We start from the raw sequence: 18,835 nt of genomic DNA on the forward strand, positions 1-18,835 counted from the left end.
TAACGCAGTCTTCATAGCCTAACAGATCTGAAGGCTCAGCATGCCTGGTCAACCCTAAAGTGCAGGTCGGATCGCCAGGGAGTTTCCGGGTAACTCTGACAAGGTTGTTCCTACCTCGCCCTCCCATCATCCGAAATCATAATAGCTCGTTATGTAACCGCTGTCAATAAAAATGCGCAAAATATTTTTGACCAAAATCAAAGCGCGATCACTCGCGCTTTGGCGTGTTGCTATTTCCAACCGAGGGCTGGCGCAATATCGGTCATGATGGTCTTCAACAGGTGGACATTGTAATCAACACCGAGCGTCGACGGCACGGTGATCAGGATGGTATCTGCCTCTTGAATCGCTTCGTCTTCACCCAATTCTTTGATCAACTGGTCGGGCTCGCCGACAAACATTTTGCCGAAAATCGTCGGGTTCTGGTGGTAAGCCAAGTAACCGACCTCATCTTGGGTCTGCGTGCCTTCTGCGAACAGTTGACGATCCAGGTCACTCACAATTGGCATGATCGAGCGGGTAACCAGCGTCCGCGGCTCAAAATCATGTCCTGCTTTCTTCCAGGCGTCCTTGAAAGCGCGCAGCTGCTTGGCCTGCTGAACATGGAACGGCTCGTTAGACTCGTAGTTCACTAGCGTCGAGGACATCAAGTTCATGCCATGCTCAGCCGCCCAGATCGCGGTGGCCTGGCTGCCGGCGCCCCACCAGATGCGGTGCTGCAATGTTGGCGAAAATGGTTCGAGCCGCCGTAACCCAGGCTCCTGCGGGAACATTGGCTGGGCGTTTGGCTCGGCGAAGCGCTCACCCTTTAAAAGGTCGAGAAACTTAAGTGCCCGGGCCCGCGCGATGTCCTTGATCTCCTCTTCAGTGTAGTCGTACCCGAAGTACTGCCAGCCATCTTTGACCTGCTCCGGTGAACCACGGCCAACGCCAAGCTGGACCCGATTTTGCGCCAGCACATCCGTTGACATGACGTTTTCGGCCATCATGAAGGGATTTTCGTAACGCATGTCCACCAGGCCAGTCCCGATTTCGATTTTTGAAGTCTTCGCGGCGATGGCGGCCATCAGCGGATACGGCGTACCGATCTGATAGGCGAAATGGTGCACCCGAAACCAGGCGCCATCGATCCCCAGCTTTTCAGCTTCGACCGCCAATTGAACGGACTCCTCATAGCTCTGCTGAGCGGTTTTGACCACTGAATTGTTCTTTTGCCAGAAGCCGAAACTCAAGAATCCAATATTCTTCATCTTAATTGCCTCCTTTGCTTTCTTTCGAACAAATGCAATATAGTCTCTTTACTTACTAATTACAAGTGTTTTTTAATTTATTTTTGTGTCAAAAAGGCAGACCATTTTACCAGTCTGCCTCTGTTCAAACTCTCGGCGCCACCATACTCAGCGCAATACGTTCACGCTGCAAGTCCACCTTTTCGATCCACACATCAACGATATCGCCAACCGCAACCACGGTATTGGGGTCGCGCACAAACTTTGGCCCCATGCGGGACAAGTGGACCAGGCCGTCGTGCTTCACGCCGATGTCGACAAACGCGCCAAAATCGACCACATTGCGCACCGTGCCCTGCAGCTTCATCCCAGGCTGCAAATCTTCCAGCGTTAGCACATCACTGCGCAAAAGCGGCGCCGGCATGCTGTCGCGCAAATCGCGGCCGGGGCTTTGAAGACTGGCAACGATATCTTTGACAGTGGCAGCACCAGCGGCTTTGGAAACAAAAGCCGTCAGGTCAAGCGCCTTGAGTTTCTCACCCGCTGCAGGCGTCCCCAGCTCACCAGGCTTCACGCTAGCAGCAGCGAGCATTTTCTTGGCGACCGGATAACTTTCCGGATGAATGTCGGTGTTGTCGAGCGGCTGCTTGCCGCCGATGATGCGCAGAAATCCCACGGCCTGCTCATATGCTTTCGGGCCGAGCCGCGGCACCTTTTTCAGCTCAGTGCGGCTGAGGTAGCGGCCATGTTCGTCGCGATAGGTCACGATGTTTTGCGCAATGGTCTTGGACAGTCCAGAGATGCGGGCAAGCAGCTGATAACTGGCGGTGTTGAGGTTGACGCCGACCTGGTTAACGGCCCGCTCCACCACCGCGTCGACCTCGCTGGCCATTGCCTTGGCCGGCAGGTCGTGCTGGTACTGACCCACCCCAATCGCCTCCGGATCGATCTTGACCAGCTCGGCCAAGGGATCCTGCAGACGGCGCGCGATACTGATGGCACTGCGCTGCTCAACATGCAGGTCGGGAAACTCATCGCGCGCCTCTTGACTGGCCGAATAGACAGACGCCCCCGCCTCGTTGACGATGACGTAAAAAATCTCGCGGGGCAGCTGCTTGATCACCTGCGCAACAAATTGCTCGGACTCGCGACTGGCGGTGCCATTGCCAATGGCAATCATGGTCACCTGATATTTTTCCAGCAGCGTCTTGAAGTCGCGGGCCGCTGCCTGACGCTTGGCGGCAGGCGCCGGCTTGTGCGGATAGATCACCGCCGTGGCCAGCAGCTTGCCGTTCTCGTCGACCACGGCAAGCTTGCAACCGGTGCGATACGCCGGGTCAAAGCCCAGGACGACCTTGCCTTTAATTGGCGCCTGCATCAGCAAGTTGTAAAGGTTCTGACCGAAGACCTTGACCGACTTTGCCGCGGCGGTGTCGGTCAGCTCGGCGCGCACCTCGCGCTCGATGGCTGGACCGATGAACCGCTTATACGCATCTTCATAAGCTTCTTCAACAAACGCTGTTGCAAAACTATCCGGTTGCGACCCGATCCAGCGGTTGTGCATGAACCGCATCACCGCGCCTTGGTCGACCTTGATTTTCACGGTCAGGACCTTTTCCTTTTCCCCGCGGTTGAGCGCCAACGTCCGGGTCGCTGTCATGCGCGAAACTTTTTCGGTGAAATCATAGTAATGCTGGTAGACACCTTTTTCGTCGATGGCCTTACCCTTGGTCTTGACCGTTGCGGTCATTTCGCCCGTGCGCTTGGTGTAATCGCGCACCCAATTGCGGACTGAGGCCTTTTCGCTGAACCGCTCGGCCAAGATTTCGTGGGCCCCGGCCAGTACGTCGGTTTCAGTTTTCAGCTCCTTGGCCGGATTGAGGTAACGGCGAGCCCGCGAATCCAAGGACCCTGTCGGAAAAGTTAAAATCCAGCGGGCCAGCGGCTCAAGCCCGCGCTTTTTGGCGATGGTCGCTTTCGTTTCGCGCTTTTGCTTGTATGGCAAGTAAAGGTCCTCAACGTCTTGGAGCTTCTTGGCCTCCTGAATTTTTTTGGTCAGTTGCGGGGTCAGCCTGCCCGCTTCTTCGATACTTTTGAGCACGGTGGTTTTGCGATCCTGCAAGGCGACCGCCCGCTTGTAAGCTTCCTCAACCGCCTGAATCTGGACCTCGTCCAAGCTGCCAGTCATTTCCTTGCGGTAGCGCGCAATGAACGGCACCGTGTTGCCATCCGCCATTAAGTTTAAGACGGCGCTGACCTGGTGTGCCGAGATACCGGACACGCCTTGCTGGACAATCTGAACGGTTTGCTTATCTATCAATAGTTTTACCTCACGATTTTTGTGAAAGATGTCCTGGTGTCGAAATAACACTAGCTGTCCATTCATCATACAAGCCGGCCCGCCCATCCGCAATGCAAGTGATTCGCAACGCGGATCAGCTAGGCATGTCTATCCTCAACCTGTTATATTTAGGGTAGTAGATTGATTGCCAAAGGAGAACGCGCAAATGACGAACAGTAAAAGCAGCACCGGTGGTCTGAAGAAGCTGGCAGGGAAAACCTTCAACGTCGCAGACAAACTTATTTCTGGCGTTGGCAGCGTCGCCGACGCCATCGCCAAAGTGGCACCGAGCGTGGTTGATGAAGGCGCCAAGGTGGTCGACGCCCACATGGAAAAACACAAGGATGATTTCAAAATGCCGGCGCTGGTCGACCTGCCGCTAGAGGAGGCCAAACGTGTCCTGGACTTTTACCACCTGCAGTACGCCCTGATCATGGCGACCCCAGCCCCAAAACTGGCAACTCGCCAGCCAAATGTGATTCTCGAAACGACCCCCAAGGCGAATACGAAAGTCGCCCCCAATGCCTTTGTTCGTGCCTATTACGCGACGGAAGAAACGATTGAAACCAGTCGCCAGATGATCGCCACCCGTCAGGCTGCCAAGGCTGAAGCCAAGGCGAACAAGCAGGCTGCACGGCAAGCGCAACTGCACACCGTAACCCGCGCAGCGGCGGCGATTCCAGCTGCGATGGCAGGCAAGCTGCCACGCCGCAAATCAAAAAAGCGCCCGACCCCACCATCAGCCAATTCACAAACTGGCCAGGATGATGAGCCGGGCAATCCCCAATAACTTTTCGGGCTCGTGCTTTACGGCACGGGTCTTTTTTTTATCCGGTCGGAAATTAACGGTGCATCTCACGACTCAGGAAGACCAGACGCTTTGGCGTTGAATAAGCTGAGGCATAGCTGTAGCGAGGATCATCAAATTGCGTGAGTGCCGCGGGTGTGTCGACCTGGTGCTCGGCCGCATAGCGGACCATTGCGCCGCGCGCCTGCTTGGCGTACGTGGCGCGCGTTTTGATCTTACCGTCCTTGAGCGTGCCAAAAACCACCGTCACCAGTCGATCGGTCGACTTGAGGTACGGCGTGATCGCCTTCGCATACTCATTCGACGCCAAGTTCACCACCGGCGCTCGCCAGTCCAGCGCCTGGTAAAGCCGGTCGCCCCAGAATTCGTAGAGATTGGTGGCCCGACCAACCGCAAATCCGCTGCCTAGCTCCAACCGGTACGGCACAATGGCGTCGAACGGGCGCAGAACACCGTAAAAGCCTGACAAAATCCGCAGATGTTCACTCAGGTACCTGAGTCCGGCCTCCGTCAACAAGCCCGGGGCCATACTTTGATACTGAATGCCAACGTAACTCATGACCGCCGGCGTGACTGCCCGTCGCAGATCCATGTGCTTTAGCCATGTGTAATTAGGCTTGGCCAGCTGGTCGCTACACCGCCACAGCGCCTTGGCCTGGTCATAGCTCAAGCGCTGCAACGCCGCCAACAGCGCCTGGGCCTGGTCGAGGTACCGCGGCCACGCAGTCGTCTTGAAACTTTCTTGGTCTACTTGCATCTTCTTTGCCGGCGCAATGATCAGCTGCATTGAGGGTCCCTCTTTTCCGGCAGACTGCCGCCTGTCATCATTTCTGTTTGCATTATACCCAACGCGTGACTAGTTTTCACATTTGCGCCGCACGGAGAATGCACCATAAACTGGGCAGGAAGGTAAAAGGGCGTGTCGCAACGGGCAGGCTCACTACATCACCTTCACACTGGTAGGCAAGCGAAATCATGCGACCTGTGTCGACAGTGATCATCGCCTCAAACACAATTACTGTCCGTTTTTCACCAATAATGCCCGCAATTCTTTGATATTTTTGATGTCTTGGGGGGTGTGAATATACATTCCAACCCAAAAAGATTTGTCATCATTGCTTGTAATGCCATCCCGTGACATTCGAATTGAGGTCGCAGTAATATTATCGATGTAGCCATCTGAATCGGCGCCATCTGAGATTCGGATCACCCCGTTTTGGTACTCAAGCACACCATTGGTGGCAAACTGGCCCTCTTCCGCAATCGATGGTGCGGATACGGGGTGGTCAGGTAATCCCCAGCTGCCATAATACTCAAGCACCGCCCAGTCCTCTGGTGTCAGCTGCGCCGCCAACGCGGCTGGTGTTGCTGCCGCGGCTGCAGAAGAACTGGCTGCCGCGGCTGAAGAACTGGCTGCGGCTGATGATGAAGCGGCCGCCGACGAGGAAGCCGCTTCGGACGACGACTTCGACGCTGCTAACTTGGCCTTTTCTGCCGCCTTCTTCTTGGCAGCTTTTTTCTTGGCCGCTTTTTCGGCCGCGGCTTTCTTGGCCGACGCTTTCTTTGCCGATCGGCTAGAGGCGGTCTGACTCGACTTGGCCGCTGAATTCTGACCGCAACCTGTCGCCCCGATTGCCAGCACCGTTGCCAATATTAGCACCCAACTAAACGAACGCTTTTTCATCGATTTTCTCCTCCACCATCAGTCATCACTAGTACCTCAATTTCACACATAAAAAGGTCAACCAGAAAACTTTTTGTCACACCGCTCCGCATTTATTACTAATATGCAAATTGGAATAATCAAAACTCTCATTCTCTGGTTGGCCAACCAATGTTAAATTTCTTTTGTATACAAGCATTATCTTATTCTTACCTGAAAAAGATTGCAACGGGCTGACGTAAAACGCTACCTGATAGTACAAAATCATATTTATTGCGATAATCGGCTCCCGGGGGACAACTAAACAGGTATGATGGAGTTAATAGAAATTAGGAGGCGTTAACATGTTTGACCTACAAAACTACCTGAAGCGGCCGGATGCCTTGTCCATGGACCAAGCCTATGAGATTTACAGTCAGCTTCCTTTTGACCAGGCAAAAACCGACAATGACTTTCATGAGCTCTGGCAAGATGTGATTGACGCGGCGCTAGCTTATGTCCCGATCCGCGTGAACTGGAACGAGCAGACCCACGAGCAGCGTGCCGCAATCGACACCAAACGCACCAGCAATCACAACAGCTTTATCGCGACTCTGAGCGCCTTGAATCGCTTCACGATAAACCACTACGACAGCGCGAACTGGCTGGCTGAACTCGGCGATCCGGCAACTAATCGCAAGCGCATCGGCGACTTTGCCGGCTACGTCGTACTTTTTGGCGTCCTTCAGGGAAGATAAGCCTTGGGGCCGAGGCCACCTTGCCACCAGCTTGCTATCATGAAGATAACGATTGAGCAGGAGTTGATTTGATGAAAATGCACGCAGCCAAAATTGTCCTCCTGGCCTTGATCCCCTTCACCTTCTTGAGCGCCTGTGGGGTCGGCCGGTCAAGTGGCCAGAACAACGCCGAAACAAGCCAACAAGCACCACGCACCGCCGCCAGTCATCTCGCCGACGTTGAGGCGCGCGGTTTGCCCGTTGTCAATAAGCAGACTTTGACCGGCTCAGCACTGACGGAACTGAAAACCCAATACGGCAGCGACATCACCAGCGCGGCCGCGTTCCAAAACGACCACGGCACCAAAATGTACATCGTTGTAACCAAGACAACAGCCGGCGCCAATGCCGTTCGGGACCAGTTTGCCAAGGCAAACTGGTCGGTCAAGGCAAACTGGTCGGTCAAGGCCGATCCGAGCCGTCGATTAGTGTTTGCCGCAGAGCGCAGTCTGGCCAGCGGCTGGTTTGAAAAATACCAGAAACCCATTTTTCGAGGCTAAGGCACCAGCGCAAATCAGCCCGCAGGCACACAATTTTGTGCGCTTGCGGGCTGATTTTGGCCATGTAATCGAGTTACTTGGCAGGTGACACAACTGATTCTGGGTGATACGCATCCAGAATTTTTTTAATCTCGGCCGCCGCAACCTTCGGGGCGCGGTCAAAGGTCAGCAGCCCGTTCATCTCCTGCTCCACATCGGTGAGCTGGGTGTAACAAAAGCCCCACAGCACTGGTGATGCGTAAATCGCGCTGACGATGCGCTCGAGCGCCTTCAAGTAAGCTTGCGGTGAACTTACGACGGTGTAACCCCAGCCGCCAGCATCCCCTGGCTCGAAGCTGACGCCACCGCATTCGGTCAGCAGCATCGGTTGCCCCTGCCAGCTGAACCCGTCGGCGAAAATCCGCTTATCACTTGGCATGGCGGCAAGCAGATTGTCTGGCGTCGCCAACCGTTGTCTGAACGCATCCTGCGCTTCGGGTTCGTCATCTTCACCGTGGCCGTAGTCGTGAATGGTGCAAAGATCCGTCTCGACCTGACTCCAGCCGTCATTGCCGCTGACCAGGCGGGTCTGGTCCAGACTGTGAATCTCATGATACAGCGCCTGGGCGAAGTGCTGCTGCTGGCGATCGAACTGAATATTTGGCACGCCCCAGCTCTCGTTCAGAGGGGTCCACACGGCGATGCTGGGGTGATTGTAATCGCGCGCGATAATCTCATCCCATTCGTGCATTGAGCGCCGCACCGCGTCATGGTTGAAGACTGGTGCCGAGGCACACTCGCCCCACACCAGATAGCCCAAGTGGTCAGCCCAGTATAAAAAGCGCGGATCCTCGACTTTTTGGTGTTTACGACAGCCGTTAAACCCCATGGCCTTCGCCAGCATAATATCTTTTTTGAACGCCTCATCAGTCGGCGCGGTCAACCCTCCGTCTGGCCAGTAACCCTGATCCAGCACCAGCTTTTGGTAATACGGGCGGTTGTTGAGATACACCATGCCATGAGCTGTGCTCAGCTTGCGCAAGCCAAAATAACTCGCCACGCTATCCTTCCCCACTGTGAGCGCAACCTCAAACAGGTTCGGGTGCTCCGGCGTCCAGCTCCACCCGGCCCAGTGGAAATTCGAGCGAAAAATGTGATTTTGAAGCAGGTCAACGCCCCACTGCATGTGCCGCGCGGTCGCAGTCACGCGGCCTTCTGCCACCAACTCGCCCTTAAACGTGATCCGGTACTCAATCGCCGCCTGCTCAGGCAGCTGATTTAAAGCCGCATCGATTGTCACTGCCCCTTGGTCATACTGCGGTGTGAAGCGCACGCCCGTCAGATACGTCGCCGGCACGACCTCCAGCCACACAGTCTGCCAGATGCCCGTCGTATTAGTGTACCAGATCGAACGCGGCCGCTCCTCCCACGTCTGTTTGCCCCGCGGGATCGTCTCGTCCGCATGCGGGTCGTCGGCAAGCACGGCCAGCAAATTCTGGCCGCCAGTCAGGTAAGCCGTCACATCAACTTGAAACGGCGTCTCCCCGCCTTCGTGCTGAATGACCATCTGACCGTTGACAAAAACTGATGCCGCATAGTCCACCGCACCAAAATGCAAGAGCACGCGTTCGTCTTCGCCATGGTCGACTGTAAAGTGGCGCCGATACCAGACATGATCATGCGGGGTGCGATCACCAATGCCGCTCAGCTTGGCTTGGTAAGCAAACGGCACATTGATGGTTTGGTTCATGTCACCCTCACCGCGCTGCCAGCCCAGACTCAGGCCCTGGCGCGCGTCATCAAACGCAAACGCCCATTTGCCGTTCAAGTTTTGCCATTGCTTGCGGACCAGGTCTGGCCGCGGATAGTCTTCTCTGCTCATTTTCAGTCTCCTCTAATTCTTATTAACTGTGCTTCTCATTATATGCTACTGCTACCTAGGAGCACCGGCCTTGGTCTACACATTTTTAATCCAAGGCAAAGCGAGGGCTCGATCAAGCATCCCGTCTGGCAACTCGTCCAGGCACTTGATGCCAAACGGCTGTGCCTTGTCAGCAAGCCTTAACATCTCGGGAACATTACCCTGGCCTTGACCAGGAACCACTGTTTCTATTTTATGGTTCCGATCACTATGCCAGCGGTAATCCTTCAGATGAACCGCCACGATTCGGTCTGCAAACTGAGAAAAAGCAGCATCTAAAATAGCAGATTCAGAGTCAGCCGCGGTTTGTAACAAATTGACGGGGTCGATGATCAATTTTAAGTTAGCGTCATCATTGACAGCCTGAACCAGCTCCTTCACCCGGCCCAATGAATACAGCGGATTACTGATGCCAGGTTCCAGGGCAAGAAAAGTACCTGACGCGTGTGCGACTTTCAGTAGGCGCCGGACCTGCCGCACCAAAGTCTCAAAAACTTTGTCCTCATAATTAGCTGACGTCACTGCATAAGTAGGGCTCACACTACCTGTTTCAGTTGCCACGATTCTGGTTCCAAATGCAGGTGCAATTTGCAGATATCTGGCCAATCGTCCGTTTGTCTTATCCTGTTCAGTCAAGTCTTGGGCCACCATATTGACGTAGCAACTCAGTGTCGCAATCTCAACTTCAGAATCTGCCAGTGCGCGACGAACAAACGCCCCCAGACCGAAGCTGACCAGATCCCCTTCATGCGTTGTTTGGGGCAACGACTTGGCCGGTGAAAAAGCCAGAGAGTGCAACCCGCGTTGCCGCATTGCGCTACTGAGCGCCGTGATGTCATCATAATAGGCAAGATCATGTCCCCGAACCGCAATATCCGTTCGCATACTACCTGATTCCTCCTCACTTAATCACCCCCAAACATGACTCTCCGTCGTGTAACAAGGGCTGAAACGATGCTGGCCGGGTGAGTCTTTAATCTTAATCACGGCGCATCGGTTTCTTTTTTTACTGACTGGCCAAACAAAGTGGGGACTATCCAGTAGTCCCCACTCCATTAACCGATTTTGATCGTGGCGTTGAGATGATCACCACTGCAAAGAAGCCACGAAAGCCGCGGTTGCTCAACTGGATTGCCCACCGAGACCAAGAGATACAACTTAGCTTCATTTTCCCAGCTCAATGTGAACTGAAACTCAGGGAACTGGAACAGAGCCTGGTGATTAGTAGTTGCAACTTGGTACGCCTTTTTGACGAAACTACGATCAAGCGCAAACTCAGCAACCCCAGAAAGAGGAATTGCAGACAGCTTCGCCTGAGTCGCCATTTTGTCCATTCCGATTTCAAGATGTTGAACCAGCGCCGTCTGACCGTTTGCTGGTGCGACTGCCTTGTTGCGAATCACTAAGCCATGCACTGTCAGCGTGAATTGCCGTTCGATCACGCTGTCTGGGAAAGCATCAGCGCTAACCGCCTTGTAGCCATTTAAGATTTGAGTAACTTCAGCATGATAAGACCGATTGTTGTTAAGCGCCCCATTGATTATGAGTGAATTGTGACCAAGCGTGGTGTTGTACCAACGTTCATTCAGGCCGCTGCCATAGCCTGCATTCGATAGGTCCTTGACCAAATGATGATTACCGAAAGCAAGCTCAAAGTTAAGTGGGTCATAGTGTGCGTGAGAAAGCGTCAAGCACCCATACTTGATGAAGGCTTGCCAGTCGCCTGCGGCCAACACTGCAAGCTTAGACCCATCTAACAGTTGATTTTGATGACGTGGTTCATACGACACATGCGATGGGAACAAATTATAGGCCTGTCCAATAATACTGTGCTTGCCAAAGTAACGATCCTGCTCCAAAGGCACTGGGACCCTGCTCTTGCTACTGTTCAAAACCATCGCATACAAGGCTTGGATCTGCTCGTCTTTCGGATAGGCCAAAGCTGCCATCTCGTACTGCTGGACATAAGTCAACAGGTTAATGTTCGGCCAACCATCGTTAGGGTTTGGCAAATCGCCATTTGCAAACGCCAACTGGCAAGGCACACTCAACATCTGCTCGATTCCGTCGCGCAACTTCGGTGCCTCAATCTCACCCTGAGTGCAGAAGTACGCAAGATCCGTCAATGCCTCCAGCACGTAGAAGTGATAGTGCATTGAACCCTCATACCATAGTCCTGCATTGGTGACACCCTTAGTTAAATGGTCATAAATCCCAAGCCGCCGCTCAAAGTCCACTGGCTGCCCGCAGACAATATTGAGCACCTGGATCGCAGCCTCTCGCCACAACGTAATGTTGTGAATGGCGAACTGCTGCTGGTCCAGAAAATCCCTTGCCGGCAGGAAAAGCTGATCAACTATGAGTTGGGCCTCGCTTTGATCAAAGTGGTCACGGAGATTCTGGAAAACGAAAGCCAATTTGATCAGTGCAATGGCCTCTGAGAGCCCTTGACCCATAATTTTGCCAGGGCCGACAACCTCAACCTTGCCATCATCCAGTGCCCAATTATCAAACATCACGACAGGATCATCCGGCTTAGCTTCAGCACGCAAAGATTCATACGGCTGATAATCCACCACGACATCTTTGACATGGATTGGAAACTGACTGTAATGCGACGCGTAGAAGTTCAACACCCGCTTGCAAAAATCCAAATACTTGGGTGTTGCAGTGGCTTGATATAGAAACATCGCCTGCCGCAGGTGGTCCAAGGTAAGATTCCGAAAGATGGTTACCCACGCATTATCGGTCGCGACTGATTCATAAACTCTTCCACACTCTGGGCATACATGGCGATGCGGGCTGGCCGGATCAAACGTCAGCAGCGCCCCATCATCTTGACAGAAATAGTTATGCCGCCAACCGGCAAGATGACTGACATCATCGTGCCAGCTGGCAATAAACGGATCAACGTCACGGCTCAACGTTTTAACTTGATTGGATGTTAACAATAGCGTCCCTCTCATTCGTATCTAGTTGATAACACTTTACTTTGCTTCATCGGATGCCGCAGTGTCGACAGGCTCTGGGGAAAGCTCTGCTTGTTTCTTCAAAGTCCGCGCCGCAAGTTTCAGGAAAGGATAATACAGGAACGTCCCAACAATGAAGATAATCACCTGAACGACAACGACTTTCCAATCACCACCACTGGATAGGAAGCCACTGACAAACGGGGGTGTAAACCAAGGCGTCATAATCGCAAGTGGCTCAACAAAGTGAATAATCGTGGCAAAGTAGCCGATCAGTCCCCCGACAAGTGGAACCAGGATGAATGGGAAGAGCATTGGAATGTTGAACACAATCGGCAAGCCAAAGATAATTGGCTCATTGATCATGAACAATCCAGGGCCAAGGGAGAGCTTTGCAACTGTGTCGAACGGTTTGTAATCAATTTGCTTTTTAAAAAGGAACAGTGCCATAAGCAGGCAAAGCGTCATGCCAGTGCCGCCCATCTGCATGTATGCCATCCGAAACTCACCAGAAATAATATTAGGAATTGGCTGATGGGCCGCAAACGCTTTCATATTTTCGGTAATGTTCATCGTCTCAAGTGGCCCCAAGAGTGTCCCATTTAAGACCGACTGATGAATACCGAAAAAGAACAAGAGATCACCACAACTGTAGATAAACATATAACCAAAGAGATTGGACCCGATGCGCTTGAAGGGCTGCTGAATCAAAGTCGCAATCAAACTAATGAAATCGGTGTGAAGCAGTCCAACCGTCAGGGCAGCCAAAATCCCGAAAATCGTTGTGACCAAGATGGACGGAATCATCATCTTAAACCCATTCATCACGGCTGGCGGAACGCTGGCAGGCATCTTGATTTGGAAATTTTTGACCTTGGAGAACCGTATCAGTAATTCAGTCGATACCAAACCCACGAAGATGGCTGCAAACATGCTGTTCGCGCCAAGTACAGTGTATGGCAGCACTCCGGTCACACTAACTGGTTTAGTCGCATTGTCTGGGGTTACCGAATACTTCAATGCCATGATCACAAACAGGTTACTTAAAGACATAATGGCACAGAAAATGGCATTATCGAATTTCTTGTTCTTAGCGAGAAAATAGCCAACAGTTGGCGCCAACAGCACAGTGATCACATTCAGTGACCCGTTGATGACCGCAGACCCAAAGTTTTGAAAATAAGTCAAAATTTTAGGGTCTTTGATGATAAACGGAAATACAACAGAATTAAGCAAGGTCGCGATCCCTGTAGTAATGAAAATTGGCATTTCAGTCCCGAAGGCATCGCGTAAGGACATCAAATGGACTTCTTGTCCAAGCTTGACTGAGAACTTGACGAAGCTGTCGGCAAATCTACGCCACCAAGATTCTTTTGCTTGTTCCATAGTTACATCTCTCTTTCCTTCCGACTAACTCGTTTAAAGTATTGCTTCGGCGTCATCGCCTTAAGTGAACTAAAGGTGCGAATAAAGCTCGATTCATTTTTATAACCGACGCGATTAGCCACCATTTTGATTGGCTCTCCTGCCTCAATATATGGTAATGACGCGTTGATTCTGACATACGTCAGGTATTGTTTCGGGGTCATGTCGATTTCGCGTTTGAACGTCCGGTTGATTGTCGCTCCACTCGTGTAAAAATGATCGCTTATGCGGTCAAGCGTCAGCGATTCGGCAGCGTGATCGCGTAAATAACCAGTCATGGCTTTAAAATTCTCGCTGTATTGTTCTGTTAACCGATTACTGCTCTTCTGATGTGACACATAGTGGTCAGACATTAAAATGAGCAGTTCAACAAGCAGCATGCGCTCACGCATTCCCTGCCAGTTGACAGACGAGCGGTGCACTAGTGCATTCAAATCGCTCAGCAAATCGACAAACTTATCCATTTTGCGACCAGACAGTCGCACCGAAAACGGGCCGTTTTGCAACGTGCCCAGCAATGGGCCAAAAGCGTTTGGGGCCATCTCAATGAATCCCCGTAAAATGGGTAACCGAAAATAGACAAAGAATCGCTCATAGGTCGTTTCATCGTGCACCATGAGCTGGTGCACAAAGTTTGGCGGAATCAATGTGATCGTGCCATCGCCACCATGAATGACCTTAGAATCAAGTAAGTAGGTCACTTTGCCATGAATCACCGTGTGAAGCTCAAAGCCATCATGATAGTGAGGAACCGACATTCGAAGTGGATCACCATTACTATGGGTAATCGAGATATCAGCCTTTGGTAATTTTGCAAAATCTTCGATTGGTGACAGCCCCTCTCAAATTAATCACTAAATTGCTAAAGCCAAGATTGCCAAGGCCTGCCCGTACGGCATATCCGTGACTGGAATCTGTTTATAGAACGCGTTGTCTGGCCCGACTGGCGTTCCTGAGGAAACATTGGCCAAGTGACCTGAAGGTGAGACCTGATTTAACAAGGCTTGTTGTCCTCTCGTGATGGCTCGATCCACGGTGGCCCCCTGAATGAGACCCAACTGCTTTGCCCGCTTAAAGCCGTATGTAAAGCCTGCAGTAGCAGACGTTTCCTCATATGCGGTCGGATCATCCAGGACCGTGCGCCACATACCACTTTCAGCCTGTAAGGGCAGCAATGCATTGATCTGGCCTTTCAGCACGCTCACTGCGTAGTTTTTAATTGCATCCGGCATCTGCTGACCTAGAATCGCAATCAACTCCGGTATCGCTATTGTGATCCAAGCATTACCCCGACCCCAGTACACTTTTGCAGAATGCGGCGAACTGGAGAAGTTCCAGCTGTGATACCAGAGTCCTGTTTCACTGTCCATCAGAAACTTGCTGTGAACAAGGATTTGCTGCATTGCCTCTTGGACATAATCTGGACGATCAAGCACCACCCCAAATTTTGGCCAATGGCAATACAGCCATCATCAATGTGTCATCCCAAAGCTGCTGGTCATTGAAGTTGCCGAACGTATCATGTTCAAATCCTCGATAGTCCGTACGATGCAGTGAGTGAATGGCCCATTCTGCCCATTGCGTCAGATAATCAGCGAGATTGCTGATTCGGGTATCAAAATGATCAAACAGTGTAGCCAATGTGAGCGTCGGAATCATGCCATTAACATTTAGATCGGATGCAGGAATTGGCTGTTTAAGATTAACGTCATACCACTGATCGATTGCGTCCAGTACTTTAGGTTTATGGCTCAATTCGTAATACCTGAACAAGCCGTAGAGAGCGACCCCCTGTGGCCAATTCCAGGAATTCCAGCTCTTGTCATCCACCTTTCGTGCATCTGTCTCAAAAGTGAATTGTCCAGAATCATCCTTCAAATTAATCAGGTGATTAAACAAAGCCGCAATAGCGTCCTCTTTGGTAGAAAAGTCTGATAAATCCTTTAATGTCAATATCTTAACCTCCCTTCAGCATAAAGTATAGCTAGAGATAATTGTCTTTATGAAACACAATATGTGCAGAAATCGTCATTCTTATTTTGAACATTTATGATATTCGACAACGTTTTCGCGCACCTCTTAGAGTCGGCTGGTCTGCTGATTGATAATAGAATGCAAGAATAGGTATGGTCAGTTTATTTAAATCCACCGGCCAATTCCTGTTGATGAATGTCACGGAATTTTTGGCAAGCAGCTTACCAGTGGCTTAATAGCGCATTATACTGATCACGGTTAAAACTCATAAAATGCGCTTAGATCTGCTGACAGAAAAGGAAAGAAGGAATAAAATGGCCAGCTATAATTTTCTCAAGCCTTACACATTCAAAAACGGGATCACGGTGAAAAACCGCGTGGTGATCCCGCCGATGACCGAGACCTCGGCATTCGAGGAAGGCTCTGTCACCACCGATGAGCTGCGGTATTTTAAACTGCACAGCGGCGGCGCTGGCATGTTCATCTCCCCTGTCGCAAATGTGGCCGAAAGCGGCAAGGGTTTTGAAGGCGAGCTCTCGGTCGCCGATGATCGCTACCTGCCCGGCCTGACCAAAATGGCCAGTGCGATGAAGCAAAACGGCACCAAAGCCATCTTGCAGATTTTTCACGCCGGCCGAATGACCAATTCAAAAATTCTGCGCGGCGAGCAGCCCGTGTCCGCCAGTGCCGTACCGTCATTGCGCCAAGGGGCTGAAACTCCTCGCGCCCTCACGGAAGATGAGATTACTGCTTTGATCGAGGACTTTGGCCAGGCCGCCCGGCGTGCGCTTGAGGCCGGGTTCGACGGCGTTGAACTGCACGGGGCAAACACCTATCTCATGCAACAGTTCTTCTCCCCGCACAGCAATCGGCGTACTGACCAGTGGGGCGGCAGCCTGGAAAACCGCGAGCGCTTCGCCTTGGCGATCATTAAGCGGGTCCACCAAGTCGCAGCGGAAGCCGACCGGCCATTTCTGGTCGGTTACCGCATCTCGCCAGAGGAAATTGAAACCCCGGGGATCCGGCTGCCAGACACGCTCAAGTTCATTGACACGCTAGCTGATCAACCCATCGACTACCTGCACATTTCTCAAGGGCACGCATTCCAGACCTCGCTGAATGACCACGCCGATACCGAGCCGGTCATCTTGAAAATCCAGCACCAGGTTGCGGGCCGCTTGCCACTGATCAGTGTCGGCAGCGTCGAAACGCCTGCAGATGCGGAAAAGGTCATGGCCGCGGGCATTGATTTTGTGGCGATTGGCCGTGAGATGCTGCGTGAGCCGCACTGGGTCCAAAAAGCCGCGTCAGGCGACGAAGCGGCAATTCGCTACACCGTTTCACTGGCGGATCTGGAAGAGCTTGGCATCACACCGGCGCTTTGGCACTTCTTAACGGTCAACATGCACGCGGACATGCACGTGACCGGAGCAAACTGAGCTTAGGCAAAAAACAGCGGCGCCACTCAGGCAACAAGTCTGAGTGGCGCCGCTGTTTTTCGTTCGCGTGACCGGCTAGCCTTTGTCCGCCTGCTTTGCTTTCAAAGCCAAATAATCGCGAATTGCATGCTGGTGGGTCCTGGGCACATTGTCGGGCAATAGCGAAAACGGCACCCAGCAGTACTGGAGCGACTCAGCATCGTTGACGCGCGGTGTACCGCAGATATGCTCGGCGTAATAAGCCGTGTTCACGATATCAAACTGATCGCCGTTGGCCGCCACACTCGTGCCCTCACCGGAGTAGACGTTGAGCAGGTGCAGCTGGTCCGGATCCAGCCGGAGGCCGCTTTCCTCTGCGACTTCACGCACCACCGTGGCTTTCGTCGACTCGCCCAGTTCCATCAGCCCACCAGGCAAGCCCCAGCGCCGCGCCGGCTCGTTGCGCTGCTGCATCAGCAGCGCCCCGTCGTCATTCACCAACACTGCACAGCAGCCGTTCAAGAGCACGCGGCGATGCCCGACCAGGCGCCGCAAATCTTCGACATAACCGATGATCAACACCCCCTTTTGCCTTCTATGATTAAAATACCATAGTACCGAAGCCGCCGAAAATTTTTGCGCCGCGGCCGGGATAAGTGATAATGTGAAAAGCAGAGATGAGAAAGCGCTATCTCCGATTCTGACAAAGGAGCAAGATTATGGAAAACTATCTCGCATCACCAACTCGCTACGATAATATGCAGTACCGCCGCGTCGGCAACAGCGGTCTGAAACTCTCCGCCCTGTCACTGGGCTTGTGGCACAACTTCGGCAGTGTTGACCCGCTGGAAAATCAGCGGCACCTGCTGCGCCACGCCTTTGACCTGGGCATCACCTGCTTTGACATTGCCAACAACTACGGCCCGGACGCCGGCAGCGCCGAAACCAATTTTGGCCGAATCTTCAAAGCGGACTTCCAGCCGTACCGTGACGAGCTGGTCATCACTTCCAAGGCCGGCTACTACATGTGGCCAGGCCCATACGGCGAGTGGGGCTCGCGTAAAAGCATTATTGCCAGCTGCGACCAAAGCTTGCGCCGCACCGGCCTCGACTATTTTGACATCTTCTACTCTCACCGCTTCGACCCGGATACCCCGCTAGAGGAAACCGCGCTGGCTCTCGACCAGCTGGTCAAAAGCGGCAAGGCGCTGTATGTCGGCATCTCAAACTACAACGCGGAAAACACCGAAAAGATTGCCGCCATCTTCAAAGAGCTCAAGACCCCGTACATCATTCATCAGGACCGCTACAATATGTTCGGCCGCGACCCTGAAAAAGAGCTGTTCCCGACCTTGGCCAAGGATCACACCGGTGCCGTCGTCTTCAGCCCGCTGGCGCAGGGCATGCTGACCGGGCGCTACCTGCACGGCATCCCCGAAGATTCTCGCGCCGCTCGCAAGGACAGCAAATTCCTGCACGTGGCTGACGTGGAAAGCAAGTTGGACAAGATCAAGGCGTTGAACGCCATCGCCGAAAAGCGCGGCCAGACCCTTGCCGAAATGGCGCTGGCCTGGGATCTGCGACAGCCGGCGGTGGCCAGTGTCATCATCGGCGCCAGCAAGGTCAGCCAGCTTGATGACAACGTCAAGGCGCTGAACAAGCTGACGTTCACCGCAGAAGAAGAACGCGCCATCGACCACGTTCTCGCCTAAAAAAGTTCGCGCCGTCTCGCCTGACCGCTTGGCCATCAACCCACGACAATAACCACACAAAAAAACTCTGATTCAGCCGGCAGCAATGTGACTGCCGGCTGAAATCAGAGTTTTTGCTGT

General features: G+C 52.7%; 17 protein-coding genes. 5 read left to right on the forward strand and 12 right to left on the reverse strand.

The genetic code is table 11. The features are described 5' to 3' along the window. Positions 1 to 230: 230 nt before the first annotated feature. Complete coding sequence (locus JUE30_RS00005) at positions 231 to 1,250, reverse strand: LLM class flavin-dependent oxidoreductase (protein ID WP_203623092.1); 1,020 nt, start codon at positions 1,248 to 1,250, stop codon at positions 231 to 233. Positions 1,251 to 1,374: 124 nt separating this feature from the next. Continuing rightward, the gene (locus JUE30_RS00010) at positions 1,375 to 3,549 is read right to left on the reverse strand and encodes a Tex family protein (RefSeq protein WP_203623093.1); all 2,175 of its coding nucleotides are present in this window, start codon (positions 3,547 to 3,549) and stop codon (positions 1,375 to 1,377) included. Between the two features lie 187 nt (positions 3,550 to 3,736). Between JUE30_RS00010 and JUE30_RS00015 the strand changes: the two genes are divergently transcribed. Beyond that, a complete protein-coding gene (locus JUE30_RS00015; protein ID WP_203623094.1) occupies positions 3,737 to 4,360 on the forward strand; it encodes a PASTA domain-containing protein in 624 nt (207 codons plus the stop codon). Positions 4,361 to 4,412: 52 nt separating this feature from the next. On the opposite strand, the gene yaaA is transcribed toward JUE30_RS00015, so the two are convergent. After that, positions 4,413 to 5,165, reverse strand: a complete 753-nt coding sequence (gene yaaA / locus JUE30_RS00020) for a peroxide stress protein YaaA (protein ID WP_203623095.1) — start codon at positions 5,163 to 5,165, stop codon at positions 4,413 to 4,415. 228 nt (positions 5,166 to 5,393) lie between these two features. Then, positions 5,394 to 6,062 (reverse strand): hypothetical protein, encoded by a 669-nt coding sequence (locus JUE30_RS00025; protein ID WP_203623096.1) that lies wholly within the window; start codon positions 6,060 to 6,062, stop codon positions 5,394 to 5,396. Positions 6,063 to 6,385: 323 nt separating this feature from the next. Here JUE30_RS00025 and JUE30_RS00030 point away from each other — a divergent pair, with 323 nt between their 5' ends. After that, positions 6,386 to 6,778: a hypothetical protein gene (locus JUE30_RS00030; protein ID WP_203623097.1), complete on the forward strand. Its 393-nt coding sequence runs from the start codon at positions 6,386 to 6,388 to the stop codon at positions 6,776 to 6,778. 71 nt (positions 6,779 to 6,849) lie between these two features. Further along, entirely contained in the window at positions 6,850 to 7,317 is a 468-nt protein-coding gene (locus JUE30_RS00035; RefSeq protein ID WP_203623098.1) for a hypothetical protein, read from the forward strand. A 73-nt stretch (positions 7,318 to 7,390) separates the two neighbouring features. On the opposite strand, the gene JUE30_RS00040 is transcribed toward JUE30_RS00035, so the two are convergent. The 7 genes from JUE30_RS00040 to JUE30_RS00070 all read right to left on the reverse strand — a co-directional run bounded on the left by JUE30_RS00040 (position 7,391) and on the right by JUE30_RS00070 (position 15,564). Next, on the reverse strand, positions 7,391 to 9,178 hold the full coding sequence (locus JUE30_RS00040; RefSeq protein ID WP_203623099.1) for a glycoside hydrolase family 2 protein: 1,788 nt from the start codon (positions 9,176 to 9,178) through the stop codon (positions 7,391 to 7,393). Between the two features lie 75 nt (positions 9,179 to 9,253). Further along, positions 9,254 to 10,102, reverse strand: a complete 849-nt coding sequence (locus JUE30_RS00045; protein WP_203623100.1) for a sugar phosphate isomerase/epimerase — start codon at positions 10,100 to 10,102, stop codon at positions 9,254 to 9,256. A 170-nt stretch (positions 10,103 to 10,272) separates the two neighbouring features. After that, positions 10,273 to 12,168, reverse strand: a complete 1,896-nt coding sequence (locus tag JUE30_RS00050) for a heparinase II/III family protein (RefSeq protein WP_203623101.1) — start codon at positions 12,166 to 12,168, stop codon at positions 10,273 to 10,275. A 36-nt stretch (positions 12,169 to 12,204) separates the two neighbouring features. Beyond that, the gene (locus tag JUE30_RS00055) at positions 12,205 to 13,572 is read right to left on the reverse strand and encodes a PTS sugar transporter subunit IIC (RefSeq protein ID WP_125757387.1); all 1,368 of its coding nucleotides are present in this window, start codon (positions 13,570 to 13,572) and stop codon (positions 12,205 to 12,207) included. Between the two features lie 2 nt (positions 13,573 to 13,574). Continuing rightward, positions 13,575 to 14,447, reverse strand: coding sequence for an AraC family transcriptional regulator (locus JUE30_RS00060; RefSeq protein ID WP_308439830.1), 873 nt, complete (start codon positions 14,445 to 14,447; stop codon positions 13,575 to 13,577). A gap of 18 nt (positions 14,448 to 14,465) precedes the next feature. Beyond that, positions 14,466 to 15,014 (reverse strand): glycoside hydrolase family 88 protein, encoded by a 549-nt coding sequence (locus JUE30_RS00065; protein WP_239061330.1) that lies wholly within the window; start codon positions 15,012 to 15,014, stop codon positions 14,466 to 14,468. Positions 15,015 to 15,039: 25 nt separating this feature from the next. Further along, complete coding sequence (locus JUE30_RS00070) at positions 15,040 to 15,564, reverse strand: glycoside hydrolase family 88 protein (RefSeq protein WP_203623103.1); 525 nt, start codon at positions 15,562 to 15,564, stop codon at positions 15,040 to 15,042. Between the two features lie 335 nt (positions 15,565 to 15,899). On the opposite strand from JUE30_RS00070, the gene JUE30_RS00075 reads away from it, so the two are divergent. Further along, the gene (locus JUE30_RS00075) at positions 15,900 to 17,024 is read left to right on the forward strand and encodes an NADH-dependent flavin oxidoreductase (RefSeq protein WP_125757392.1); all 1,125 of its coding nucleotides are present in this window, start codon (positions 15,900 to 15,902) and stop codon (positions 17,022 to 17,024) included. Positions 17,025 to 17,099: 75 nt separating this feature from the next. Here the strand turns inward: JUE30_RS00075 and JUE30_RS00080 are convergent, their stop codons facing one another. Further along, the gene (locus JUE30_RS00080; protein ID WP_125757394.1) at positions 17,100 to 17,585 is read right to left on the reverse strand and encodes an NUDIX hydrolase; all 486 of its coding nucleotides are present in this window, start codon (positions 17,583 to 17,585) and stop codon (positions 17,100 to 17,102) included. Positions 17,586 to 17,722: 137 nt separating this feature from the next. Here JUE30_RS00080 and JUE30_RS00085 point away from each other — a divergent pair, with 137 nt between their 5' ends. Beyond that, complete coding sequence (locus JUE30_RS00085) at positions 17,723 to 18,715, forward strand: aldo/keto reductase (RefSeq protein WP_125757396.1); 993 nt, start codon at positions 17,723 to 17,725, stop codon at positions 18,713 to 18,715. Positions 18,716 to 18,835: the final 120 nt, after the last annotated feature.

Source organism: Lacticaseibacillus sp. 866-1, assembly GCF_016861825.1.
Lineage (GTDB): Bacteria > Bacillota > Bacilli > Lactobacillales > Lactobacillaceae > Lacticaseibacillus.